This is a genomic window from Sulfitobacter sp. 1A13353 (assembly GCF_043557255.1).
Lineage (GTDB): Bacteria > Pseudomonadota > Alphaproteobacteria > Rhodobacterales > Rhodobacteraceae > Sulfitobacter > Sulfitobacter faviae.
The window spans coordinates 280,475-303,323 of record NZ_JBIFFS010000001.1 but is presented as its reverse complement, the minus strand read 5'-3'; the positions used below and the strand labels follow the sequence as shown (position 1 = coordinate 303,323).

At 60.7% G+C, this 22,849-nt stretch carries 21 protein-coding genes; 13 read left to right on the top strand and 8 right to left on the bottom strand.

Annotation, left to right across the window (positions count from 1 at the left end):
* Positions 1 to 118 precede the first annotated feature (118 nt).
* Genes ACGYLO_RS01505 through ACGYLO_RS01495 form a run of 3 tightly spaced genes read right to left on the bottom strand, consistent with a single transcriptional unit; the run spans position 119 to position 2,573 of the window.
* Positions 119 to 1,843 (bottom strand): sensor histidine kinase, encoded by a 1,725-nt coding sequence (locus ACGYLO_RS01505; protein WP_394376341.1) that lies wholly within the window; start codon positions 1,841 to 1,843, stop codon positions 119 to 121.
* Between the two features lie 2 nt (positions 1,844 to 1,845).
* Positions 1,846 to 2,403, bottom strand: a complete 558-nt coding sequence (locus ACGYLO_RS01500; protein WP_067264157.1) for an RNA polymerase sigma factor — start codon at positions 2,401 to 2,403, stop codon at positions 1,846 to 1,848.
* Positions 2,403 to 2,573, bottom strand: a complete 171-nt coding sequence (locus ACGYLO_RS01495; RefSeq protein ID WP_197470876.1) for a NepR family anti-sigma factor — start codon at positions 2,571 to 2,573, stop codon at positions 2,403 to 2,405. The genes ACGYLO_RS01500 and ACGYLO_RS01495 overlap by 1 nt, the downstream gene beginning before the upstream one ends.
* A gap of 93 nt (positions 2,574 to 2,666) precedes the next feature.
* Between ACGYLO_RS01495 and ACGYLO_RS01490 the strand changes: the two genes are divergently transcribed.
* The 3 genes from ACGYLO_RS01490 to ACGYLO_RS01480 all read left to right on the top strand — a co-directional run bounded on the left by ACGYLO_RS01490 (position 2,667) and on the right by ACGYLO_RS01480 (position 4,239).
* On the top strand, positions 2,667 to 3,476 hold the full coding sequence (locus ACGYLO_RS01490; RefSeq protein WP_067264155.1) for a response regulator: 810 nt from the start codon (positions 2,667 to 2,669) through the stop codon (positions 3,474 to 3,476).
* A gap of 106 nt (positions 3,477 to 3,582) precedes the next feature.
* Positions 3,583 to 3,888, top strand: a complete 306-nt coding sequence (locus ACGYLO_RS01485) for a YqjD family protein (RefSeq protein WP_271688685.1) — start codon at positions 3,583 to 3,585, stop codon at positions 3,886 to 3,888.
* On the top strand, positions 3,889 to 4,239 hold the full coding sequence (locus tag ACGYLO_RS01480; protein ID WP_271688686.1) for a phage holin family protein: 351 nt from the start codon (positions 3,889 to 3,891) through the stop codon (positions 4,237 to 4,239). It abuts the gene before it with no gap.
* Here ACGYLO_RS01480 and ACGYLO_RS01475 read toward each other — a convergent pair.
* Positions 4,190 to 4,561: a hypothetical protein gene (locus ACGYLO_RS01475; protein ID WP_271688687.1), complete on the bottom strand. Its 372-nt coding sequence runs from the start codon at positions 4,559 to 4,561 to the stop codon at positions 4,190 to 4,192. The genes ACGYLO_RS01480 and ACGYLO_RS01475 overlap by 50 nt on opposite strands.
* Positions 4,562 to 4,651: 90 nt before the next feature.
* Between ACGYLO_RS01475 and ACGYLO_RS01470 the strand changes: the two genes are divergently transcribed.
* Positions 4,652 to 5,380, top strand: a complete 729-nt coding sequence (locus ACGYLO_RS01470; protein WP_271688688.1) for a Crp/Fnr family transcriptional regulator — start codon at positions 4,652 to 4,654, stop codon at positions 5,378 to 5,380.
* 3 nt (positions 5,381 to 5,383) lie between these two features.
* Here ACGYLO_RS01470 and ACGYLO_RS01465 read toward each other — a convergent pair whose 3' ends face one another.
* From ACGYLO_RS01465 to ACGYLO_RS01455, 3 genes are all read right to left on the bottom strand, one after another.
* Positions 5,384 to 6,319, bottom strand: a complete 936-nt coding sequence (locus ACGYLO_RS01465) for a YihY/virulence factor BrkB family protein (RefSeq protein WP_394374293.1) — start codon at positions 6,317 to 6,319, stop codon at positions 5,384 to 5,386.
* A gap of 42 nt (positions 6,320 to 6,361) precedes the next feature.
* A complete protein-coding gene (locus ACGYLO_RS01460) occupies positions 6,362 to 7,207 on the bottom strand; it encodes a formate/nitrite transporter family protein (protein ID WP_271688689.1) in 846 nt (281 codons plus the stop codon).
* Between the two features lie 164 nt (positions 7,208 to 7,371).
* Positions 7,372 to 8,634: an Hsp70 family protein gene (locus ACGYLO_RS01455; protein WP_271688690.1), complete on the bottom strand. Its 1,263-nt coding sequence runs from the start codon at positions 8,632 to 8,634 to the stop codon at positions 7,372 to 7,374.
* 159 nt (positions 8,635 to 8,793) lie between these two features.
* Here ACGYLO_RS01455 and ACGYLO_RS01450 point away from each other — a divergent pair, with 159 nt between their 5' ends.
* Positions 8,794 to 10,278, top strand: coding sequence for an ABC transporter substrate-binding protein (locus tag ACGYLO_RS01450; protein ID WP_067268209.1), 1,485 nt, complete (start codon positions 8,794 to 8,796; stop codon positions 10,276 to 10,278).
* A gap of 77 nt (positions 10,279 to 10,355) precedes the next feature.
* Here the strand turns inward: ACGYLO_RS01450 and ACGYLO_RS01445 are convergent, their stop codons facing one another.
* Positions 10,356 to 10,793, bottom strand: coding sequence for an HdeA/HdeB family chaperone (locus tag ACGYLO_RS01445; protein WP_271688691.1), 438 nt, complete (start codon positions 10,791 to 10,793; stop codon positions 10,356 to 10,358).
* 250 nt (positions 10,794 to 11,043) lie between these two features.
* Between ACGYLO_RS01445 and ACGYLO_RS01440 the strand changes: the two genes are divergently transcribed.
* The 8 genes from ACGYLO_RS01440 to ACGYLO_RS01405 all read left to right on the top strand — a co-directional run bounded on the left by ACGYLO_RS01440 (position 11,044) and on the right by ACGYLO_RS01405 (position 22,834).
* Positions 11,044 to 11,991 carry an ABC transporter permease gene (locus tag ACGYLO_RS01440; protein ID WP_271690017.1) on the top strand — a complete coding sequence of 316 codons (948 nt, stop codon included), beginning with the start codon at positions 11,044 to 11,046 and terminating at the stop codon, positions 11,989 to 11,991.
* Positions 11,988 to 12,803, top strand: coding sequence for an ABC transporter permease (locus ACGYLO_RS01435; RefSeq protein WP_271688692.1), 816 nt, complete (start codon positions 11,988 to 11,990; stop codon positions 12,801 to 12,803). Before ACGYLO_RS01440 ends, ACGYLO_RS01435 begins: the two co-directional genes overlap by 4 nt.
* Entirely contained in the window at positions 12,800 to 14,401 is a 1,602-nt protein-coding gene (locus tag ACGYLO_RS01430; RefSeq protein WP_271688693.1) for an ABC transporter ATP-binding protein, read from the top strand. Before ACGYLO_RS01435 ends, ACGYLO_RS01430 begins: the two co-directional genes overlap by 4 nt.
* A gap of 222 nt (positions 14,402 to 14,623) precedes the next feature.
* Positions 14,624 to 15,583, top strand: coding sequence for a TAXI family TRAP transporter solute-binding subunit (locus ACGYLO_RS01425; protein ID WP_271688694.1), 960 nt, complete (start codon positions 14,624 to 14,626; stop codon positions 15,581 to 15,583).
* A gap of 101 nt (positions 15,584 to 15,684) precedes the next feature.
* Positions 15,685 to 18,438 (top strand): TRAP transporter permease, encoded by a 2,754-nt coding sequence (locus ACGYLO_RS01420; RefSeq protein ID WP_271688695.1) that lies wholly within the window; start codon positions 15,685 to 15,687, stop codon positions 18,436 to 18,438.
* 12 nt (positions 18,439 to 18,450) lie between these two features.
* Positions 18,451 to 18,882 (top strand): universal stress protein, encoded by a 432-nt coding sequence (locus ACGYLO_RS01415; RefSeq protein WP_067268202.1) that lies wholly within the window; start codon positions 18,451 to 18,453, stop codon positions 18,880 to 18,882.
* A 67-nt stretch (positions 18,883 to 18,949) separates the two neighbouring features.
* On the top strand, positions 18,950 to 20,032 hold the full coding sequence (locus tag ACGYLO_RS01410; RefSeq protein ID WP_136720276.1) for a carbon-nitrogen hydrolase family protein: 1,083 nt from the start codon (positions 18,950 to 18,952) through the stop codon (positions 20,030 to 20,032).
* Positions 20,033 to 20,098: 66 nt separating this feature from the next.
* On the top strand, positions 20,099 to 22,834 hold the full coding sequence (locus ACGYLO_RS01405; RefSeq protein ID WP_209216967.1) for an aminotransferase class I/II-fold pyridoxal phosphate-dependent enzyme: 2,736 nt from the start codon (positions 20,099 to 20,101) through the stop codon (positions 22,832 to 22,834).
* Positions 22,835 to 22,849: the final 15 nt, after the last annotated feature.

The following is a 22,849-nucleotide window of genomic DNA, read 5'->3' as shown; positions in this document are numbered from 1 at the left end:
TGCGTTTCAGGTGCTCAACCGCGCGCAGGCCAAAGGGTTCCGACAAATTTTTCGCCTATGACGAGTCTGTGATCGCTCCGCCACGTTTCGGGCCAGATTCCATTGGGGCTTTGGCGCCTCAGTAATCGTAGATCATTTTACTGTCGGTCGGGACGTGGAAGTTCACCCTGATCTGATAGATGTCGTCGTTGGTTTCGACCTCGACCTGGCCGTTCAACTGGCGGGTAAAGGCGAGGATCAGACGCGAGCCTAGCCCGGTGCCGGACTTCACCTCTTCGGGGTTGCCGATGGTGTTGCGCACTTCGAGCATCGCCTGCTCTGGCCCGGTTTGGATCAGTTTAAGCGAAATGAAGCCTTTGCCATGTTCGACCGTCGAGACGTATTTAAGCGCATTGGTCAGCGCCTCAGAGACCAGCAGGGTCAGCGGCGCGGCATCGTCGGCGTCGATCTTGATCGGCTCGAAGGACTGTTCCACCTTCACGCCAGAGCCGGATGGCAAGCCGACTGAGAGCATCTGGCCCACAATCTCACGCAGCAGCTCGCTGGCATTGACGCGGACCAGATCGTCATTCTGATACAGGTTCTTATGCACGGTGGCGAGGCTGAGGATACGGTCTTGCAGCCGGCGCAGCACGAAACGCGCATCTTCGCTTTTGGCCTGCCGGATCTGCATGTTCATGATCGAAGAGATCAGTTGCAGGTTGTTTTTGACCCGGTGATGCACCTCTTTCAGCAGGATGTTTTTCTGCCGAAGGCTGTCTTCCAACGTCGCCTCGTCTCGCAAGATGGATTCCGCCATGCCGACAAAAGCAGACTCCATCTCGACCAATTCAGTGGGAACCGAGGGGCCGAGTGTCCCCCGCGGCAGGGTACGGTTCAGCGCGAAGCGCCGCATCTGCCGCCCGAGTTTGCGGATATGGTTGATCGCCAGACGGTTCAGCGCCCAGAAGGCCACGATAAGGCTCGCCAGCCACATGACGATGGGCAAAAGCGCGCTCAGACGGGTCGAAACGCCGGTGTCCAAAAACGGGGTGTTGCTGGGCCAAACGCTAAGCGCGAAGACCGTGCCGGGCACGATCGGCACGATCACATAGGCGCGTTCTTGGCCGTCGGAATTTTGCGAAAGAAAGACATTGGGTTCTTTCGTGGTCAGCAACGAAAGGGCGACATCGCTGGGATATTCCGTCTTGGCCACCTCAAGCCCGTTTTCGGTGGTAAGGATATGACCCATCTTATTGAGGGTCATCATCGCGACGCTGCTGTGTTTGCTCTTGGGCTCGCGGATCGCGTTGATCGCATCCGCGGGGATGCTAAGTGCCATGAAGCCGATCAACTCGCGCTCTTCGTAGACCGGCGCGTTGATCAGCGTGACCACTTGATTGCTGACCGCCCCCTGCAACACTGGCATCGCGCGCCGGACGGGGTTTTCCAGCAGGGTCTGGAAATTCTCATCCTGCGAAAAGTCATGATCCTGCCCCGTGGAGGAGCAGGTCATTTGTCCGTCTAGCCCGATGAAACCCACAAGCGAATAGATGTCTGACGCCTGTTTGTATTCCCTAAGGAAAGCCGTGCATTCCTCGGGATCTTCCCGCCTGAGCCGCACGATGGCGGTGAGCGCTTCTGCCGCGCCAAAGGCCTCTTGGATCACCCGGCGTTCCGCCGCGGAGGCTTGTTCCGTGACGGCGATCAGCGATAGCTCCGCGCTTTGGCGACTTTGATCCGCGATCTGCCGTGTCTGTACAACCGCGATCAGCCCGATGGGCAAAAGCGCGAGAGACAGGAACAGCAGGATACGGATCGTCAGCCCACGCATCAGATCACCGCTGAAGAAGCCAGATGTCATATTTAGAAAGAGGAAACTTTAGATGCGGATAGGACAGACATTGTTGCGTCATCGGTCATTTCAAGCGACTCGTCGTCATGGTGACCCAGCAGTTCGGCAAGGCGGGCACGCGCCCGGTTGGTGCGGCTCTTGATGGTGCCAACAGCGACCCCACACATTTCCGCAGCTTCTTCGTAAGAGAAACCGGAGGCCCCGACAAGAAGCAGCGCTTCGCGTTGTTCATCCTTCAAAAGGGCCAGTGCCTTGCGGAAGTCGGTCATCTGCATGTGGCCGTCGTGTGCGGGCTTTTCGGCCAGCCCATCGGTCAGCACGCCATCCACGTCCGAGACTTCGCGCTTCGCCTTACGGCGCGAGGAATAGTAGGTGTTACGCAGGATCGTGAAGAGCCAAGCACGCATATTCGTGCCTTCTTGGAACTTTTCGATGTTGGTCCACGCCTTGACCAAGGTGTCCTGCACCATGTCGTCTGCCGTGGCACCATTGCGTGTCAGGCTGATGGCAAAGGCCCGCATGGCCGGCAGATGTTCTACCAGCTCGTCGCGCGGATCGGGACGGGTCATCATGACGTTCCTTTTTCTGAATCCTGTTCCTTCAACTTCTGAAGCAGATCCTTGAAACGATCAGGGATGCCTTCTTCGAGCGTCTCATCGAAGACCCGTTTGAGGTTGTCATCGATGACGCGCTCGCGCTCGTCCTTGTTTCCTGAATTCACTAACATCACCTCTGGCATCGTCGTCTCGTTTGAATAATTATGCATGCATACTGGAACCAAACACAATGTCGACGTGTTTGGTTCCAAGAAAAGTAAAAAGGATTCGACTAGATGAACGATGCGACACAAAAGACCAGCATCAGCGATGAACTGGGAGCCAACATCCCCTACCTTCGCCGGTTCGCGCGGGCGATGACAGGCAGCCAGACCAGCGGCGACACCTTTGCTGCGGCGGCGCTGGAAGCCATCTTGGTTGATCGCTCGGTGCTCGATGGGGTGGACACAAAGACGGGTCTTTTCAAGGTCTTGTACGGAATTTGGGCCAGCGCCGGCGCCCCGGTCGAAGAGGGCGAAAGCGGCCCGCGGGCCAAGGCACAGCGCCATCTTTCCAGCCTTACGAACAACAGCCGTGAAGCGCTTTTGCTGCACACGATCGAAGGCTTCTCTCACGGGGAAATCGCCAAGATCATCGGTGTGGATGAGGCCGAAGCGGGCGAGTTGATCCAGATCGCCCATCGCGAAATGGCCGACAGCACCTCGGGTTCGGTGATGATCATCGAGGACGAAGCCATCATCGCGATGGACATTGAATCCATCGTGGCCGAGATGGGCCACCGCGTGACCGGCATCGCCCGCACCCGCGAAGAGGCGGTGAAACTGGGCAAGGCCGATGTGCCGGACCTGATCCTCGCCGACATTCAACTGGCCGACAACTCTTCGGGCATCGACGCAGTGAACGACCTGTTGAACGAGCTGGGCATGCGTCCGGTGATCTTCATCACCGCCTTCCCTGAGCGTCTGCTGACCGGCGACAAGCCCGAGCCTGCCTTCCTGATTTCCAAACCCTATTCGGTGGATCAGGTCGTCTCGGCCGTGTCGCAAGCGATGTTCTTTTCCTCCACGGAAACGCTCAACGCCTGAAGCTGAGCCGCGAAAACAGGGTTCCCCGCGCGCAACGTCGCGCAGGGAACCCTTTGCATTAAAAGCGCGTGCCGCCTAACATCACTCAAACATTCAGGAGGTCCGCATGGCCAAGACCACAACCGCTGCCGCAAAAGAGGTGACGATTGACGATCTGTCGGATCAGATCGCACTTCTCAAAAAAGACATCGCATCCCTGACCGAAACCCTGGGCGACTATGGCAAGGCCAAGTCGGAAGAGATGCGCGATAATGCCCGCGATGCGGCGAATGATTTCGCCGATACGGGGCGTCTCAAGGCGATGGAAGTTCAGCAACAGGCCGAGGAATTCCTCAAGGCCCAGCCCGGAACCGCTTTGGGGATTGCCGCAGGCATCGGTTTCCTCGTCGGTCTTGTGACGGCCCGCCGCTAAATGCTGTCTTCGGTGATGCAACATCTGCGCGGCTCCCTGCGACGGGCGCTGCGTACCGCCATGCTCAGCGCCGGGGCCGTGCTTTTTTTGCTGATCGGCCTGCTGTTTCTCACGCTGGCGGCATGGCTCTACCTCATCACCGTCACCACTACGCTCACCGCCGCGCTGATCCTCGGCGCGGTCTATTTCGGGATGGGCTTTCTCTTGCTCGCCATCGCCGGGTCAGATGGTGAGGCCGCGGCGCAGCCGTCCCGGCAAGAAGACTCCGCCGCCTCCGATCATGATGGCCTGAAGAACCTGGTCATGGCATTTCTGGCTGGCATAACCGCGGGTCAGAAAGCGCGCCGTTAACCGCGGCCAGCAGGTTGCTGCTGGAAAACGGGCGGGTGATGAATTTCAGCCGCTCGCCTACCTTTGCCAGCCGTGGCGTATCGTTCATGATGCAGATGATCGGAAACCACTCCTGCAAGTTCGACAGTTCCGACAGATGCTGCTGCAACTGTTCGCGCCGCAGCGACAGGACCGCGAATTCCGTGTCGTTGACGTTGTTCACCAATGCGCTGAGATCAAAGCTTTCCAATACTTCAATTTGAGATTGCGGAAACGCGGCAGAAAGCGTTTCATTTATGTCTGAACAGACCAATGGGTCCGGTTCGTAGATCAAGATCGACATGGTCTTCCCCCGGGTAAGCAAAGTCGTCGGTGTAGGGGGTGCGCAAAACACGCGCATTAAACTAAGACATATGAAGGCAAATTTTATCTAATGACGACACAATGCCGCTATTGCCCCCTTCGGCGCAAGGATGCCTTCCTGCCGATGTCGAAAGAAGAAGTGAGCTTCATGGAGAAGTTCAAGTCGGGTGAGTTGACCGTCGAACCGGGCACGCCGATCCTGATGGAAGGGTCGAACTCGCCCCAGCTTTACACGGCGCTCACCGGAATGGGCATCCGCGACAAGACGCTGGAGAACGGCAGCCGGCAGGTCATCAGCTTTGTCTTCCCCGGCGATTTCATCGGACTACAGGCTGGCATCATGGGCGAGATGGGCCACTCCGTCGAAGCCCGGACCCATATGCGGCTCTGCGTTTTCAACCGCAGTGAGTTCTGGAACTTCTTCAAATCCCACCCCGAACGCGCTTTTGACATCACTTGGCTGGCCGCCATCGAAGAGCATTTCATGGGCGAAGTCCTCGCCACCATCGGCCAACGCACCGCGATGCAGGCCATCGCTTGGGCGATGGTCAAGATTTTCGAACGCGGCCAGTCGCTCGGGATGGTCACCCACAACCAGATGCTGCTGCCCTATTCCCAACGCGATCTGGCCGATGCGCTTGGCCTCTCGGTGGTGCACACCAACAAGACCCTCGGCGCCCTGAAGGAGCGTCAATTGCTGTCATGGTCCGACAGGGTGCTGCAAATCAACGATCTCGCCGCCTTGGCGAAAGAGGGGATGACCGATCCGGAAAGCCGCCAAAAACGCCCGCTGCTCTAACCGTCAGTCCTGCGCCAGATCAATATAGGTATCCGCCGCCTTCGCCCCGCGCTGACCCCGCGGTTTGGCCGGGCCGACGGTGCTGTCAGGCCGCGTCCGCCGCTCCACCTGCGCGTTCAACGCGGCCCCAAACAAGATCAGAAAGCTGCTGATCCAAAGCCAGATTAACATCGCGATCACCGCCCCGATCGAGCCGTAGACCTGATTGTAATTGCCGAAATTGGCCACATAATAGGAAAAACCGATGGAAAGCACCGCCCAAGACAGCACCGCCAAAATCGCCCCGCTGCTGAGCCACGGCAGCCGCGCTGCCCGCCGGTTCGGGCCAAAGCGGTAGAGCACCCCAACCCCGGCAAACAAAACCACCGTCGCCACGGTCCAACGCAAAAGGTCGGCCACCGCATTGCCAAAGGGGCCAAGCGGGATGAAGGCCAGAATGATCGGCGCGATCACCACCGCCAGCAGCGCCACAATGCCCACCGCCACAAGGCTCACCGTCAGAAGCAGGGCATGAAGGTAGTGTTTCGCGGCATTGCGGTTGCGCTCATTGTAAACGGCGTTCAACCCGATCACCATCGCCCCCACCCCGGCCCGGGCGGACCAAAGCGCCACCAGCAATGACACGATACCGGCCCAACCCAGCGTATCGGCCCGCGCGGTGACCAAGCCGGTCACCTGCGTATTGATGATGTCATAGACATCATCCGGCAGCAGCCCGCGCACTTCCTCCAATTGGGCGACGACGACGACAGGGTCCGAAATCAGCCCCAAAAGCGCGATCAATGCGGCCAGCGCCGGAAACAGCGACAACATAGCGAAAAACGCCACCCCGGCCGAGATCAGCGCAAGGTTGTCCTCCGCCGCCTGTTTCAGGCTTGCTTTGAAAGCATCCCAATAGATCGCCGGTCGGGTCGGGGGTCTGCGCAACACCAATGCCATTCCTCTCAATTCGGCCCCGACCTTGATCGGGACCGCTTTGCCTCAACTGTCCTCCACATCGTCGCGGACCTGGCCCCAAGCAACAAGGGTGAAGACCACCGTGCCGCCGATGATGTTGCCCACAAGCACCGGCAGGAAGAAGCCAAAGATCGCCTGACCGACCCCCAAGCCGCCATGCAGGATCAGCGCGGCCATCTCGACCGAACCCGCGACGATATGCGTGAAATCCCCCGCCGCAATCAGCCAAGTGAAGGTCAGGATCAGGAAAAAAGCGGTCTCATCCGCCTGCGGAAGCATCCAAACGATCAGCGCCACGATCACGCCCGCCGGAATGCCCCGCCAGAACGCCTCCGACACCCCCATCCCGGTGGCATGTTCCGAAAGGCTGATAATGGCGGGCAGAATGTTTTCCGGAATAGCAGGTGTATAGACAAACAGCGCCGCCGCCGCAAAGGCCCCGACGACATTCGCCCCCAATACAACACCCCAAAGCCGCAGCAGACTGCACAAAACACCCAAGCTGCGCTCCTGCATCAGCGGCAAGACGGTGGTAATGGTGTTCTCGGTAAACAACTGCATCCGGCCCATGATGACAGCGATGAAACCCAAGGAATAGCCAAGGTTCTCTAGCAAAAACCGCCACTCCGCATCCGGCAGATAGGTCCGGAAAATCGCCTCGCCCAAGACCGAAAGACTGATCAGCATCCCCGCGGAAATCCCCGACCAGATCAGCGAACGGTTGGTGCGGTTCAACTCATCGCGCCCCTCGCGGCGGATCACCTCATAGATCAGCTTGGGCGACAGCGCCGCCGCATCACTGACAGAGCGTTCTTCCGCCTCCTCCTGCACAGCAGAGGTCGGGGGTTTCTTCTGGATCAGTGGGGCCATGCGCGTTCTTCCTAAAAACTACGGACATGATGAACATAGCCCGCCGCGGCCTCCTGCACAGTAAAAAGACCGCAGCCTCACGCCGCACCACCAGCGGCCCTTTCGAGCCCCCCTTCACCTTCATCCTTTCTCAAATACCGATCCCGCACTCTCAACCAGCCGGATCAGCCGCCTTCATCCCCACCGGCCCGCAAGGCCAACCCCTCAACAATCGCCGTCAGCGCCGCCCCCCGATGCAGTTCCGCCCGTGGAAACCGCGCCCGCATCTCCTCTTCGACCACCGCCATCAGGCTCGACCCGCCGACAAAGATCAGCCGGTCCACTGCCTCGGGCGCGAGGCCTGCCTTCTGCGCCGTCGCCTCTGCCGCGTCCCCCATTTGGACGGCGAGCTTCGACAGCCGCTTGCGCATCCAATCGCGGGGTAGGGGCAAGGTCGCGCGGGGTTTGAGCATCGACACGTCGATCACCGGTTCAGCATCCCCCGCGTCGCCCGCCCCGTTGGCACGGATTTTCCCCGCTTCGACAGCAAAGGCGAGGTCATGACCAAGCTCTTCATCAAGCACTTTGACCAAGCGAGCCAGACGTTTGGGATGTTCGGCGAACTTATGCAGTTCCGCCGCCGCCTTACGGGTCTCCGGCCCATAGAGAAACGGAATTTTCGCCCAAGTGGCCAGATCGTTAAAGATCGCATTGGGCGCGATATGGGTGTCACCCCCGAAAGCGTGGCGAATTTCGCTGCCCATGCCAAGCTGCGGCATCACCCGCCCGATCGACAGGGACCGGTCGAAATCGGTCCCGCCCAGCCGAATGCCGTGGCTTTCCAAAATGTCGATCTCATCATTCCCGCGCTGGCGGAAAAGCGTGAAATCCGAGGTGCCGCCGCCGATATCGATAACCAGCCCCAGATCCCCCGGACGCAAGGCCGCGCGATTGGCAATCGCGGCGGCTTCGGGTTCGTTCATGAAGTCCACATGATCGATACCCGCCCGGCCATAGGCCTCGCGCAGGTCTGTCAGGGCTTGGGCATCGCGGGCGTCATCGGCGGAATGAAAGCGCACGGGGCGCCCCGAGAGCGCCCTGTCGAAGTGCAGTCCTGTGGCGGCCTCGGCCTGCGTTTTGACCCGCGCCAGAAACCGCGCAACAATGTCGATAAAGTCGAGTCTTTCGCCCAAGAGCACCCTTCGTTCGCGCATTAGCCGGGTGCCAAGCAGGCTTTTCAAGCCGCGCATATAGCGGCCCTCGGCCCCGGCCAGCAGCGCGTCGGATGCCGCGGCACCGATCCGCATTTCCCGCGCCTCGAAATCAAAGAAGACCGCCGTCGGAAGGGTCTGTGCCTCGGCCTCCAGCGAGATCAGTCGCGGGGTGCCGCCGATGGCGATGCCCGCCGCGGTGTTGGAGGTTCCGAAATCAATCCCCAGCGTGGCCATGATGTTCTCCTGATGCCTTTTCACGGTCGCCCCGATGCGCGGCGCGCCCGTGCAAAGCACCCGCGATACCCTTCTCGCGCGCGCTTGGCAACGAAGGCTGGCGTGCCGCGTGGCTTTTGGCTAGCCTCGCAAAAAAATACACCAATATGGGAGACTTTCATGAACCGTTTGAACCGTTTGATGACCGGTGTGGCCAGCGCCGCATTGGTCGCTGCCGCCACGACGGCCCTTGCCAAGGACGACATCACCGTCGCCATGCAACTTGAGCCGCCGCACCTCGATCCGACCTCCGCCGCTGCGGGCGCCATCGACTCGGTGCTATATACCAATGTTTTCGAAGGGCTGACCCGCTTCATGGGCGACGGCTCTGTGGTGCCGGGGCTGGCAGAATCTTGGGAGATTTCCGAAGACGGGCTGACCTATACCTTCAAGCTGCGTGAGGGGGTTACCTTTCACGATGGCACCACGATGGATGCCGAGGATGTGAAATTCACCCTCGACCGGATCAATGCCGAAGACAGCGCCAACGCGCAAAAGGCACTTTATTCCGCGATTTCCGAGGTGAATGTCATCGACCCGCAGACCGTTGAGGTCAAACTGAGCGAGCCGAACGGCAACATGCTGTTCAACCTCGCTTGGGGCGATGCGGTGATCGTGGCGCCAGAGTCTGTCGAGACGATCAAACAGACCCCAATCGGCACCGGCGCTTTCAAATTTGAGAACTGGAACCAAGGCGACAAGATCACCCTGACCCGGAATGAAGACTATTGGGGCGAAGCGCCCGCCCTGGCCAGCGCGACGTTCAAATTCATCTCGGACCCGACAGCGGCTTTCGCCTCCGTCATGGCCGAGGATGTCGATGTTTTCACTGGCTTCCCCGCGCCTGAGAATATCCCCCAGTTCGAAGCCGACCCGCGGTTTCAGGTTCTGATCGGTTCGACCGAGGGGGAAACGATCCTGTCGATCAACAATCAGCGCGAACCTTTCGATAACGTTAAAGTGCGTGAGGCCGTTGCCCATGCCATCGACCGGCAGGCGATCATCGACGGCGCGATGTTTGGCTATGGCACGCCCATCGGCACCCATTTCGCACCGCATAACCCAGACTACGTCGACCTGACGGAGATGAGCAGCTACGATCCCGAGAAATCGAAGGCGCTGCTGGCCGAGGCCGGTTTCCCCGATGGGTTCGAGACGACATTGCACCTGCCGCCCCCCTCCTACGCCCGCCGCGGGGGTGAGATCATCGCCGCGCAGTTGGCCGAGGTTGGCATCAAGGCGCAGATCACCAATGTCGAATGGGCGCAGTGGCTGGAAACCGTGTTCAAAGGCAAAGATTTCGGCCTGTCGATCGTCAGTCATACAGAGCCGATGGACATCAACATCTATGCCAACCCGGACTATTACTTCCAGTATGACAATGCCGAGTTCCAGTCTCTGATGACCGAGTTCAACAAGACGGCCGACCCCGCCGCGCGGAGCGAGATGCTGGCCAAGGCGCAGCGCATCATCGCCGAAGACTATGTGAACGGTTACCTGTTCCAGCTCGCCTTCCCGACGATTGCCAAGGCCGGTGTCGAGGGGCTTTGGGTGAACGCACCGACACAGGCGACCGATCTGACTGGTGTCAGCTGGGCGGAGTGATCTGAAAGGATCATGTTGAGACACTAAAAAAGGGCGCGCCGTGAGGCGCGCCCTTTGTAATTAGAGGCGAAGACCTATTAGTCTTTGCCACGCATGCCAGCAGCGGCTTCGCTTACCAGTGCATCGGGGTTCTGGTTGCAGACGACCATGAAGTCTTCCATTTCCTGCTGCATGTCCGTGTCTGCCATTTCGTCAGCTTCTTCGGAATCTTCAACAGCTTTGGTGTTGTCGATCAGGGAATCTTCAGTCTCTTCGGAATCTGTCGCTTCTTCAGCGGAGATGTCGCTCGGCTCGGAACCGTCGCTCTTGGTTTCGGTGATCATGGAGCCACCGTGGCCGCCATCTTCCAACTCGGCGATTGCCATGGAAGCGACTTTCATTTTGTCGTCATCGCTGAGTTCTTGGTACTGCGCGCAGGTCATGGTTGCCATATCCATGTGCGCAGCGGCGAAGGCGGGTGCGGAAACGGTGCCCAGAAGGCCGGCGATCGCAAGTGTTTTCAAAGTCGTTTTCATTTCCATTCTCCAGTTTTGTCTGTTCTCCCGAAGACAACACCGCATAACGGATATGGTTCCAGCGCATAGCAATAAGTCCCGCGAAACCGCGCCCAAAGCGGCTAAGGGCATGCCTTGACTGGATTCTTTCGGCGATCATTCGGGGCGCAGCTGGCCGAACATCCAAAAAATGATCATTTTTTTCTTTCTTGCGGGGGAAACTGCACGCGGGCTCTGGACCCTCCCGAGCGTGCCGCCTAACCTCCGCGCTATGTTGCGCTATGCGTTGAAAAGATTTCTCTCCTTGCTCATCAGTCTCGCGGTTGCGTCGCTGGTGATTTTCATAGTGATCGAGGTCGCCCCCGGCGATCCGGCGTCCTTTATGCTGGGCTTGAATGCCCAGCCCGAAACACTGGCCGCGCTGCGCAGTGAACTGGGGCTCGATCAGTCCCGGCCAGAGCGTTATCTGGAATGGGTCGGTGGCATGTTGCAGGGGGATTTCGGCACCTCCTACACCTATCGCACCCCGGTGACCGAGATGATTGGCGACCGGCTTTGGGTCTCTGTGCCTTTGGCGCTTTATGCGCTTTTCCTCTCTGTCATCGTGGCCTTTCCGGCGGGCATCTATGCTGCCTCGCGCCGCGGTCGGGCGGGGGATGTGGGCGTGATGGGGGCGACGCAATTGGGCGTGGCGGTGCCGAACTTCTGGTTCGCCATGATCCTCGTGCTGATCTTTTCGATCAATCTGCGCTGGTTTTCGGCAGGCGGTTTCGTCGGTTGGGACAAGGGGCTTTTCGCCGGGCTGCACGCGCTGACCCTGCCCGCCATCGCGCTGGCCTTGCCGCAGGCGGCGATCCTTGCGCGGGTCATGCGCTCGGCCCTGCTGGATGTGCTGGGCGAAGATTTCATGCGCACCGCGCGGGCCAAGGGGCTGACGGCGCGGCAGGCGCTTTGGCGGCACGGGCTGCGCAATGCGCTGATCCCGGTGCTGACCATCATCGGCTTGCAGTTCTCTTTCCTGCTGGCCGGGTCGATCATTATTGAGCAGGTCTTTTACCTGCCGGGGCTCGGGCGGTTGGTGTTTCAGTCGATCTCGGCGCGGGATTTGATCGTGGTCGAGTCGGTGGTGATGCTCTTGGTCTTTTCGGTGATCTTGGTGAACTTCCTTGTCGATGTGGCCTATGCCGCCGTCGATCCCCGGTTGAGGGCCCGCACATGAACCGCAACCTGATCCTTGGGGCCGTGCTGACTTCGGTCTTTCTGCTGGCTGCGGTGATTTCCTTTGTCTGGACGCCCTATGACTATGCCGGGCTTGATATCGCGAACAAGCTGCGCAGCCCGTCGTTGGTGCATCCCATGGGGACGGATCACTTTGGTCGCGACATTCTGAGCATGATCATGGTCGGTGCGCGCACCTCCATCGCCGTGGCGCTGGTGGCGGTGGGCATTGGCATGGGCGTGGGTGTGCCGTTGGGGCTTTGGGCTGCGGCGCGGCGCGGCAGCCTTGTGGATGAGGTCATCATGCGCGGCAATGATCTGGTCTTTGCCTTCCCGGCCATTGTCATCGCCATTCTGATCACGGCGGTCTTCGGGGCCGGGGCGATCAACGCGATCATTGCCATCGGTATCTTCAACATTCCCGTTTTCGCCCGCATTACCCGCGGCGCGGCGCTGTCGCTGTGGCAGCGGGAGTTCATCATGGCGGCACGGGTGGCAGGCAAATCCGCGGCGCGTATCTCGTTCGAGCATATCCTGCCCAATGTCGCCAACCTGCTGATCGTGCAGGGGACCATCCAGTTTTCTCTCGGCATCCTTGCCGAGGCGGGGCTGAGCTATGTCGGCCTCGGCGCGCAGCCGCCGGTGCCGTCTTGGGGCCGGATGCTGGCCGATGCGCAGACCATGGTCAGCATCGCGCCGCATATGGCCCTGATGCCGGGGTTCGCGATCATCCTGACGGTGTTGGGGCTGAACCTGATGGGTGACGGGCTGCGCGACCTGCTTGATCCCCGCCTGAGGGTGGCACGCACATGACGCTTCTTTCTGTCTCCAACCTTTCGCTCTCTATCCACGGGCTGCGCATCCTCGACGGGGTGACCTTTTCCGTCGCACCGGGAGAGATCGTGGCCGTGACCGGGGAAAGCGGCTCGGGCAAGTCGATGACCGCGCTGGCGGCGATGCAGCTGCTGCCCAAGGGCGCGACGACGACCGGGCATATCATGCTGGGCGAGGACGATCTGACCCAGATGGACGAGGCAGCGCTTTGCGATATGCGCGGCAATGACATCGGCATGGTGTTCCAAGAGCCGATGACCGCGCTCAACCCGGTGCAAAGCATCGGTCGCCAAGTGGCTGAGACCATCCGGGTGCACGAACCCAGCGTCTCCCGGGCCGAGGCTGAGGCCCGAGCCGCCGATACGCTGACCCGCGTGGGCTTGCCCCAAGACCGCTTTCCCCTATCGCGCTATCCGCATGAGCTAAGCGGCGGGCAGCGCCAGCGGGTGGTGATCGCCATCGCCATCGCCCTGCGCCCCCGTCTGCTGATCGCGGACGAGCCGACCACCGCGCTGGATGTCACCACACAGGCGCAGATCCTCGCCCTGCTGACCCGATTGGCGCGCGAAGACGGCATGGGGCTGTTGATGATCACCCACGACCTTGCCGTCGTGGCGGATATGGCCGACCGGATCATCGTCATGCGCAAGGGGCAGATCGTCGAACAGGGGGAGACGCGGGCCCTCCTGCACAACATGCAGCACCCCTATACCAAAATGCTTTTCGACGCCTCACGCCATGAGGTGAACCTGCCCGCGCCGCCCGCGCCTAAGCCTCTGTTAGAGGTCAAAGGCGTATGCCGCGATTACCATCTGCCGCGCAAGACACTCTTTGGCGCGCCCGGCACGTTCCGCGCGGTGGACAACCTCAGCTTTACCCTAAACCGGGGGGAGCGTTTGGGGCTGGTCGGGGAATCCGGTTGCGGGAAATCGACCCTGACCCGGGCGATTTTGGGGCTGGAGCCGGTGCAAGAGGGCAGTATCACTGTCGATGGCCAGCCGGTCTTTACCGGGACGCAGCCGAACCTCGCCGTGCGCCGCAAGATGCAGGTGGTGTTTCAAGACCCTTTCGGCAGCTTCAATCCGCGCCACCGCGTTGATCGGTTGGTGACCGAGCCGTTTCACCTGCTCGACAACCCGCCACAGGGGGCCGAGCGTTCCCGCGCGATTGACGAAGCGCTGACCGCCGTGGGACTGCGCCCGGCGGATGCACGGAAATACATTCACGAATTCTCCGGCGGGCAGCGCCAGCGGATCGCCATTGCCCGGGCGCTGATCATCCGGCCCGAGTTGATCCTGTTCGATGAGGCCGTCAGCGCGCTGGATGTCTCGGTCCGGGCGCAGATCCTCGACCTGCTGGCCGATCTTTGCAGCCATTATGACCTGACCTATCTCTTCATCTCGCATGACCTTTCGGTGGTGCGCACGGTGACGGACCGGGTGCTGGTGATGCAGTCCGGCAAGATCGTCGAGGCCGGAGAGACCGCGCAGGTCTTTGACGCGCCGCAGCACGCCTATACCAAATCGCTGATCGCTGCCGCGCCGGTTCTGCCCGACTTGCCCCAGCCCGTCGGGTAGGCTTTGCGGCCCTTCGTGTCAGCCGCATTGATTGCGATGAAAAACCGACCTAACGTGAAATCGGGGATTCCCGCCACAGGGGCATGTCTGCTCGCGGTCTGAATGGCGTGTGAAGAATTTCCTAGCCCAGTCAATTGCCTGAAGGCTGCGGCGCTCTACTTGTGCATGCAATGGTGTCCGCCTAAAGGGTGGTCCGCCAATTATAACAATGGGAGACATCTTATGAAAATGTTCAAAATGCTCGCGATGACCGGTGCCATGGTGGCCGGCACTGCGGCTATGGCGCAGGAAAAATTCATCACCATCGGCACCGGTGGTCAGACGGGCGTTTACTTTGTCGTCGGTCAGTCGATCTGCCGTCTGGTGAACCGCGGCACCGCGGATCACAACCTGAAATGCACCGCCCCCTCCACCGGTGGGTCGATCGCCAACATCAACGCGATCAAAGCGGGCGACATGGACATGGGTGTGGCCCAGTCCGACTGGCAGTTTCACGCCTACAACGGCTCCTCCCAGTTCGAGGGTGACAAGTTCGACAAGCTGCGCGCGGTCTTCTCCGTGCATGGTGAGCCCTTCAACGTCATCGCCCGTGCCGACAGCGGCATCGAGTCCTTCGACGATCTCAAAGGCAAGCGCGTCAACATCGGCAACCCCGGTTCCGGTCAGCGCGCCACCATGGAAGTCGTGATGGACGCCAAAGGCTGGACGCTGGACGATTTCGCACTGGCGTCCGAGCTGAAACCGGCTGAGCAAGCCGCCGCTCTGGGCGACAACAAGGTGGATGCGATCATCTACACCGTGGGTCACCCCAACGGTTCGATCCAAGAAGCCGTGTCGACCGTCGACGCCAAGCTGATCCCCGTGGACGGTGATGCGATCCAAGGTCTGATCGACGACAACCCCTATTATGCCGAGGCCACCGTGCCGGGCGGCATGTATAAGGGCACCGACGAAGACGTGAAAACCTTCGGCGTGAAAGCCACCTTCGTGACCTCCGCCGATGTTGACGACGAAGTCGTCTATCAGGTGGTCAAAGCGGTTTTCGACAACTTCGACCGTTTCAAGCGTCTGCACCCTGCCTTTGAGAACCTGACCCAAGAGGAAATGATCTCGGGCGGTCTTTCCGCGCCGCTGCACCCCGGCGCCGAGAAGTATTACAAAGAGCAAGGTTGGCTCGAGTAATCTATCCGTGACATGATAGCTCTGGCGGCGGTACGCTGCCGTCAGAGACCCGAAAAACAATATGCGCATCCGCCCCAAGGTGGAGCCGACAGGGGGACGATATGTCTGAGAAGGACCAGCAAAAGGCGGCGGCTGTTGAAACCGCCGCGACCGGTGACCGGGGCGGATTGAGCCAGGCGGAACTGGACGAACTTGTCGCTTCTTCTGATACGGGTGGGCGTTCTGTCAGCGGTTTGATGGGCACCTTGCTGCTGCTGGTGGCCTTGGCTTGGTCCCTGTTCCAACTCTACATCGCCTCGCCCATCGGCCTTTTCAACGATACGCTGGCCCGCTCCATTCACTTGGGCTTTGCTGTATTCCTTGGCATCATGGTGTTTCCGGCCACGCGCACCAGTTTTCAGGTGGCGCTTGGCGTCATCGTTCCCATCGTTCTTGCCGCCCTCTTTATGGTCAGTACGAAGGATTCCACCGCGGTCTGGTGGATCCCGATCCCGGCGGCCTTTGTGGTCGCCACGGTGCTCCTCGGCTCGCCCAAGAACCGCATTCCGATCTGGGAATGGGCCTTGGCCATCGTCGGCACCTTTTGTGCGCTGTATCTCTTTATCTTTTACCGTGACATCGCCAACCGCGTCGGCGCGCCGATCCTGCCGGATTATATCGCGGGGGTGACCGGCCTGTTAATCCTGCTCGAAGCCACCCGCCGCGCCCTTGGGCCTGCGCTGATGATCGTGGCGAGCGTTTTTCTCTTCTACACCGTGCTCGGCCCCTATATGCCCAGCATCATCGCGCATAAGGGCAACAGCCTTTCGGAGATCGTGAACCACCAGTGGATCACGACCGAAGGCGTCTTTGGCATCGCGCTTGGCGTGTCGACCTCCTTCGTCTTCCTCTTCGTGCTTTTCGGCTCGCTGTTGGACCGTGCGGGGGCGGGTAACTACTTCATTCAAGTCGCCTTCAGCCTCATGGGCCACATGCGCGGCGGCCCTGCCAAGGCGGCGGTCGTGGCCTCGGCGATGACCGGCCTGATCTCGGGGTCATCTATCGCCAACGTGGTGACCACGGGCACCTTCACCATCCCGCTGATGAAGAAAGTGGGCTTCAACTCCGAAAAAGCAGGCGCGGTCGAGGTGGCTTCGTCGGTTAACGGCCAGATCATGCCGCCCGTCATGGGGGCTGCGGCCTTCCTGATGGTCGAATATGTCGGCATTCCCTATTTCGACGTGGTCAAACACGCCTTCCTGCCTGCGGTGATCTCTTACATCGCGCTGGTCTACATCGTGCATCTTGAGGCGATGAAGGCCGGGATGCAGGGCCTGCCGCGGGCCTATACGCCCAAGCCGCTGGTGCAGCAGCTTATCGGCATCGCCTTTGCGATCATCGCGATCTGCGCGCTGTCCTTTGCGGTTTACTACCTGATGGGCTGGATCCGCCCGGCCTTCCCCGAAACGGCGGGCTATATCATCTTTGTCTTCCTCACGGCGGTCTATGTCGGCCTGCTTTATGTGGCGAGCAAGGAAGAACCGCTTGAAATGGAAGACCCTAACGCCGAGGTGACGACCCTGCCGATGCCGGGGCCGACTGCGCGGTCCGGTCTGCATTTCATCCTGCCGGTTGTGGTGCTGGTCTGGGCGCTGATGGTCGACCGCCTGTCGCCCGGCCTGTCGGCCTTTTGGGCGGCTGCCTATATGATCTTCATCCTGCTGACGCAGCGCCCGCTCATGGCGATGTTCCGGGGCGAAAGCCGGTTCCTGAACGATCTCAAAGCCGGGTTCCTTGACCTGATCGACGGTCTGGTCACCGGCGCGCGCAACATGATCGGCATCGGCATCGCCACGGCGACAGCGGGCATCATCGTCGGCGCGGTCAGCCAAACCGGTGTCGGCTCGGCGCTCGCGGATGTGGTCGAAGTGCTCTCGGGCGGCAATATCCTTGCCATCCTGTTCCTGACGGCGGTGCTGTCGCTGATCCTTGGCATGGGCCTGCCCACCACGGCGAACTACATCGTCGTCTCGGCGCTGCTGGCGCCGGTGATTGTGACGCTGGGCCAGCAGAACGGGCTGATCGTGCCGCTGATCGCGGTGCATCTCTTCGTCTTCTACTTCGGCATCATGGCCGATGTGACCCCGCCGGTGGGATTGGCGAGTTTTGCTGCCGCCGCCGTTTCGGGCGGTGATCCGATCCGAACCGGGCTGGTCGCCTTCTTCTACTCCCTGCGCACCGCGGCGTTGCCGTTCCTGTTTATCTTCAACACGGAATTGCTGCTGATCGGGGTCACATGGGGGCAGGGGCTGTTCATCTTTGTGGTGGCCACCGTGGCCATGCTGCTTTTCGCGGCGGCGACCCAAGGCTTCTTTCTGACCCGCAACCGTTTCTACGAAACCATCGCGCTGCTGCTCATCGCCTTTACCCTGTTCCGCCCGGGCTTTTGGATGGACATGATCTATCCCCCCTATAGCGAGGAAGCCCCGACCGAGATCGTTCAGGCCGCCGAAGAAACCCCTGCGGGCGAACGGCTGCGGTTGCGCATCTCGGGCGTGAACGATCTGGGCGATCCGCTGGAGTTCGTGGCGCTGCTGCCCATCGGCGAAGGTGAGACTGGGGCCGAGAAGCTGGAGGCCGCGGGTCTCATGTTCCGCGAGGATGGCGACAAGATGATCATCGACGATGTCCTCTATGACAGCCCGGCGCAGGGCGCGGGTCTCGATTGGGATCAAGAGGTGCTGCGGGTGCTGAAACCGATGCCACAACCCAGCAAGTACTGGATGTTCATCCCCGCCCTGCTACTTCTGGCGCTGGTGGTCTTCTTGCAACGGGGCCGTGCCGCGCAGGCCCCCCGTAAGCCCGCGACAGCCTGAGGAGGGCGCATCATGTTCGATAACATTCTGCTGACCGTTGATCTGAGCGACCCGAAATCATGGGAAAAGGCGCTGCCGCAGGCGATTGATATGATCCGCCTCTCCAAGGGCACGTTGCATATCCTCTCGGTCGTGCCGGATATGGGCACGCCGCTGGTCGAAGGGTTCTTCCCCGCGGATTACGAGAAACAGGCCACGGGCCGCGCGGCCAAGGCGCTTGAACAGTTGGTCGAGCGTGAGGTGCCTGATGACGTAAAGGTGAAGCAGCACCTGAAATTCGGCAAGATTCACCGCGAGGCGCTGAAAACGATAAAGAAATCAAACGCCGATCTGGTGGTCATGGGGTCCGAGCACCCCGACAGCCTGCGCGAATTCCTCGTCGGTTCCAACGCCGACCGCATTGTGCGTCGTTCCCCTGTTTCCGTTCTGGTCGTGAGGGCGTAAGACAGGTGCTTCGCGGAGATAGGCAAGGAAATGGTCCATTGCGCCGCGGTGTTCGGAGTATTCACGCATGACCCCTTTCGCGATTGCCGGCGTGCAGATGTACGTCAATGCCTTGCAGCCCAATGTCGAGGGCATGATCCAGCGGCTCGACATTCTGATGGCGCGTTTCCCTTGGACGCAGATGGTGCTGTTCTCCGAACTGGCGCCTTTCGGCCCGCTCGACCGGTTTGCCCTGCCGCCCGAGAATGAGACGATCGAACAGTTTCAGGCCGCCGCGCGGCGGCACCGGGTCTGGCTAATCCCCGGTTCGATGTTCCTCAAACACCCCGAAGATGGCCGTGTGTATAACACCTCGGTCGTCATCAACCCCGAAGGCGAAGTGGTGCGCCGCTATGCCAAGATGTTCCCCTTCCGGCCCTATGAGGCCGGGATCGCGGCGGGCAATGAATTCTGTATTTTCGATGTGCCGGATGTGGGCCGCTTTGGCCTGTCGATCTGCTATGACATGTGGTTCCCCGAAACGACGCGGCAGTTGACCTCGCAAGGGGTTGAGGTGCTGCTGCACCCGGTGCTGACCGGCACCACCGACCGCGATGCGGAACTTGCCATCGCGCGCGCCACGGCGGCGCAGTTCCAGTGCTATATCTTCGACGTGAACGGCCTTGGCGCCGGTGGCGTGGGCCGTTCCTGCGTGGTCGACCCGACTTCGATGGTGCTGCACCAATCGGCAGGGCAAGAGGACATGTTCCCGATTGAGATCGACCTCAACATGGTGCGCCGCCAGCGTGAGACGGGGATGAAGGGCTTGGGCCAACTGCTCAAATCCTTCCGCGACCGCCCGACAGACTTCCCGGTCTATGACCGTGACAGCGGCGCGGATGCCTTCCTGCACACCCTTGGCCCGCTTGAAATCCCGCAACAGGGCAGCCGCGCGGGGCTGCATGTCGATGTGCCCGCCCAGCAGGTGCCTGCAGAGATCCCGACCTATAAGGGCAAGAACGGTTTCCCGCCTGAGCCGCTTGCCAGCCCCACCGCCGGGACGGCGCCCGAGGTGGCCCAGACACCGGCGCCCGTGGCCCCGGCTGCGGGCACGCCCGACCCACAGACAACGCCCGACACGCCCGGGCAGAACGACAATACCAGCGGCTAGGCCGGGGTTAGGTTCGCGCAAAGCGCTACCTGACGCATCGGTCGGCCCTCCAGCAGAGGACGACTGATGCATTCTATGAACGACTATTCCTCGGCCATTCAACTACGGTCGGATCGGTGGAGCGCCCTGCGCGCCGCTGCCGCCGCCATGTCGCGCGATCCGAAAGGCAAGAGCGCGGCACAGGGGCGCAAGGAAATCGAGGCGCTGTTTGAGTCACTGGCCCTGATCGAGCCCTATTGGGCCTTTCCGGGCATGTCCGCTTTTGACCACATGCGTCGCCAGTTCGCCCACGGCAATTTCGAAGATCTGGCCTTTGCCGTGAACCGGGTGACGCGGGCGCTAACCACCGGCGCCTATCGCCGCCGCACCATCCCGTTGGAACGCGACAGTCTGGATCAAGACGAGCATGACGACGAGGCGATGTTGCCGCCCGAGGCGCGGGCGCTGGCGAAACCCTATTTCGAAGTGCTGATCGTCGACAATGTGAATGAACAGCAGGAACGCTGGCTGCGCAGCAATGTCACCCGCATGCGCCGGACCGAAGACCCGTTCATCTACGAAGCCGTCGTGGTGCCCAGCCTTGAAGACGCGCTGATCGCGGTGATGTTCAACCACAATATCCAAGCCATCGTCGTCCGCCCCGGGCTCACGCTGAAATCGAAAGTCGATCAACAGATCCTGACCCGCTACCTCGCTCGCGCGGGCGGGCAGGATGAGATCGACGCACTTCAGCCCGAGAGCTATGGCCCAGAGCTCTGCCGCATGATCGCCAAGGTCCGGCCCGAGCTTGATGCCTATCTGGTCACCGAACGCTCGGTCGAGGATATCGCCGGGCTCGATCTGGGGATTTGTCGGCGGGTCTTCTACAATCAGGAAGACTTCATGGAGCTGCACCTCAACATCCTGCGCGGGGTGCAGGCGCGCAACAAGTCGCCCTTCTTCACCGCGCTGGTGGAATACTCCAAACAGCCCACCGGCGTCTTCCACGCCATGCCAATCAGCCGCGGCAAGTCGATCACCCGCAGCCACTGGATTCAGGACATGGGGGCGTTTTACGGCCCGAATATCTTCCTTGCAGAGACCTCGGCGACATCGGGCGGCCTCGACAGCCTGCTAGAGCCGCATGGGCCGATCAAAGAGGCGCAGGAACTGGCAAGCCGCGCCTTCGGCTCTAAACAGACGTTTTTCGCCACCAATGGCACGTCGACCTGCAACAAGATCGTGGTGCAGGCGTTGGTGCGGCCCGGCGACATCGTGTTGGTCGACCGCGACTGCCACAAGAGCCACCACTACGGCATGGTGCTCGCGGGCGCGCAGGTCAGCTACCTCGACAGCTATCCGCTCAACGAATACTCAATGTACGGCGCGGTGCCGCTGCGCGAGATCAAGGAACGGCTCTTGGAGTTGAAGGCGGCGGGCAAACTCGACCGGGTGCGGATGCTGCTGCTGACGAACTGCACCTTCGATGGGCTGGTCTATAACGTCGAGCGCGTGATGGAGGAATGTCTGGCGATCAAGCCCGACCTCATCTTCCTTTGGGACGAGGCATGGTTCGCTTTTGCCCGGTTTAGTCCTACATATCGCCAGCGCACCGCGATGAACGCGGCCAATACCTTGCGGGCGAAGTTCAAGTCAGAGGCCCATGCCGCCGCCTATGAGGCGCAGCAAAAGACCCTGAAGGACGCGGATGATGAGACCCTGCTCAACACCCGGCTGATCCCCCCGCCGCAGGCGCGGGTGCGGGCCTATGCCACGCAATCGACCCACAAGACGCTGACCTCACTGCGGCAGGGCTCGATGATCCATGTCAACGATCAGGACTTCAAAGGCGAGGTCGAGCAGAGTTTTCACGAAGCCTATATGACCCACACTTCGACCTCGCCGAACTATCAGATCATCGCCTCGCTCGACGTGGGGCGGCGTCAGGTCGAACTCGAAGGGTTCGAGTTTGTCCAGCGACAGGTCGAAGCGGCGATGTCGATGCGTCGCGCGATCAGCGAACACCCCCTCTTACGCAAGTATTTCAAAGTGCTCTCCGCCGGGGACATGATCCCCGAACAGCACCGCGAAAGCGGCGTCACCAGCTACTATGACGTTGAGCAGGGCTGGACCGACATGTGGGATTGCTGGGAGCAGGATGAATTCGTGCTCGACGCGACCCGCGTGACCCTCGCCGTCGGCGGCACGGGCTGGGATGGCGATACTTTCAAGACCCAGATCCTGATGGACAAATACGGCATCCAGATCAACAAGACCTCGCGCAATACCGTGCTGTTCATGACCAACATCGGCACCACGCGCTCTTCGGTCGCCTATCTGATCGAAGTGCTGGTGGAGATTGCCAAATCTCTCGATGATCTTTTGGACGATGCCAGCCGGATGGAGCGGCTGTCATTCGACCGGCGCGTCACCAATCTGATGGAGAACTACCCGCCGCTGCCGGATTTCAGTTGCTTCCACGAAGCCTTCCGCGCCGCAGACACGCCCGAAGGCGACATTCGCACGCCCTTCTTCCTCGCCTATGATGAGAAGAACTGTGACTACCTCGATCTGAACGGATCCTTGCAAGAGGTCATGGACGCGGGCGACACGGTGGTCTCGGCCAGCTTCATCATCCCCTATCCGCCCGGCTTTCCGATCCTCGTACCCGGACAGGTCGTCAGTCAGGAAATTCTCGACTTCATGCGCGCGCTCGACGTGAGCGAGATCCACGGATACCGGCCCGATCTGGGCCTGCGCGTCTTTACTGCGGAGGCGCTGAAACGCGTGCGCCGCAAAGACCTTTCTTCTTCACCCGTTTGACCAAAAGGACCTACG

Coding starts and splice junctions, on each gene's coding strand:
- ACGYLO_RS01500 (WP_067264157.1), bottom strand. CDS start 2,403: ATGACCCGTCCCGATCCGCGCGACGAGCTGGTAGAACATCTGCCGGCC.
- ACGYLO_RS01495 (WP_197470876.1), bottom strand. CDS start 2,573: ATGCCAGAGGTGATGTTAGTGAATTCAGGAAACAAGGACGAGCGCGAG.
- ACGYLO_RS01460 (WP_271688689.1), bottom strand. CDS start 7,207: ATGGCCCCACTGATCCAGAAGAAACCCCCGACCTCTGCTGTGCAGGAG.
- ACGYLO_RS01435 (WP_271688692.1), top strand. CDS start 11,988: ATGAACCGCAACCTGATCCTTGGGGCCGTGCTGACTTCGGTCTTTCTG.
- ACGYLO_RS01445 (WP_271688691.1), bottom strand. CDS start 10,793: ATGAAAACGACTTTGAAAACACTTGCGATCGCCGGCCTTCTGGGCACC.
- ACGYLO_RS01480 (WP_271688686.1), top strand. CDS start 3,889: ATGCTGTCTTCGGTGATGCAACATCTGCGCGGCTCCCTGCGACGGGCG.
- ACGYLO_RS01455 (WP_271688690.1), bottom strand. CDS start 8,634: ATGGCCACGCTGGGGATTGATTTCGGAACCTCCAACACCGCGGCGGGC.
- ACGYLO_RS01440 (WP_271690017.1), top strand. CDS start 11,044: ATGTTGCGCTATGCGTTGAAAAGATTTCTCTCCTTGCTCATCAGTCTC.
- ACGYLO_RS01415 (WP_067268202.1), top strand. CDS start 18,451: ATGTTCGATAACATTCTGCTGACCGTTGATCTGAGCGACCCGAAATCA.
- ACGYLO_RS01485 (WP_271688685.1), top strand. CDS start 3,583: ATGGCCAAGACCACAACCGCTGCCGCAAAAGAGGTGACGATTGACGAT.
- ACGYLO_RS01425 (WP_271688694.1), top strand. CDS start 14,624: ATGAAAATGTTCAAAATGCTCGCGATGACCGGTGCCATGGTGGCCGGC.
- ACGYLO_RS01420 (WP_271688695.1), top strand. CDS start 15,685: ATGTCTGAGAAGGACCAGCAAAAGGCGGCGGCTGTTGAAACCGCCGCG.
- ACGYLO_RS01410 (WP_136720276.1), top strand. CDS start 18,950: ATGACCCCTTTCGCGATTGCCGGCGTGCAGATGTACGTCAATGCCTTG.
- ACGYLO_RS01490 (WP_067264155.1), top strand. CDS start 2,667: ATGAACGATGCGACACAAAAGACCAGCATCAGCGATGAACTGGGAGCC.
- ACGYLO_RS01465 (WP_394374293.1), bottom strand. CDS start 6,319: ATGGCATTGGTGTTGCGCAGACCCCCGACCCGACCGGCGATCTATTGG.
- ACGYLO_RS01505 (WP_394376341.1), bottom strand. CDS start 1,843: ATGACATCTGGCTTCTTCAGCGGTGATCTGATGCGTGGGCTGACGATC.
- ACGYLO_RS01450 (WP_067268209.1), top strand. CDS start 8,794: ATGAACCGTTTGAACCGTTTGATGACCGGTGTGGCCAGCGCCGCATTG.
- ACGYLO_RS01430 (WP_271688693.1), top strand. CDS start 12,800: ATGACGCTTCTTTCTGTCTCCAACCTTTCGCTCTCTATCCACGGGCTG.
- ACGYLO_RS01475 (WP_271688687.1), bottom strand. CDS start 4,561: ATGTCGATCTTGATCTACGAACCGGACCCATTGGTCTGTTCAGACATA.
- ACGYLO_RS01405 (WP_209216967.1), top strand. CDS start 20,099: ATGCATTCTATGAACGACTATTCCTCGGCCATTCAACTACGGTCGGAT.
- ACGYLO_RS01470 (WP_271688688.1), top strand. CDS start 4,652: ATGACGACACAATGCCGCTATTGCCCCCTTCGGCGCAAGGATGCCTTC.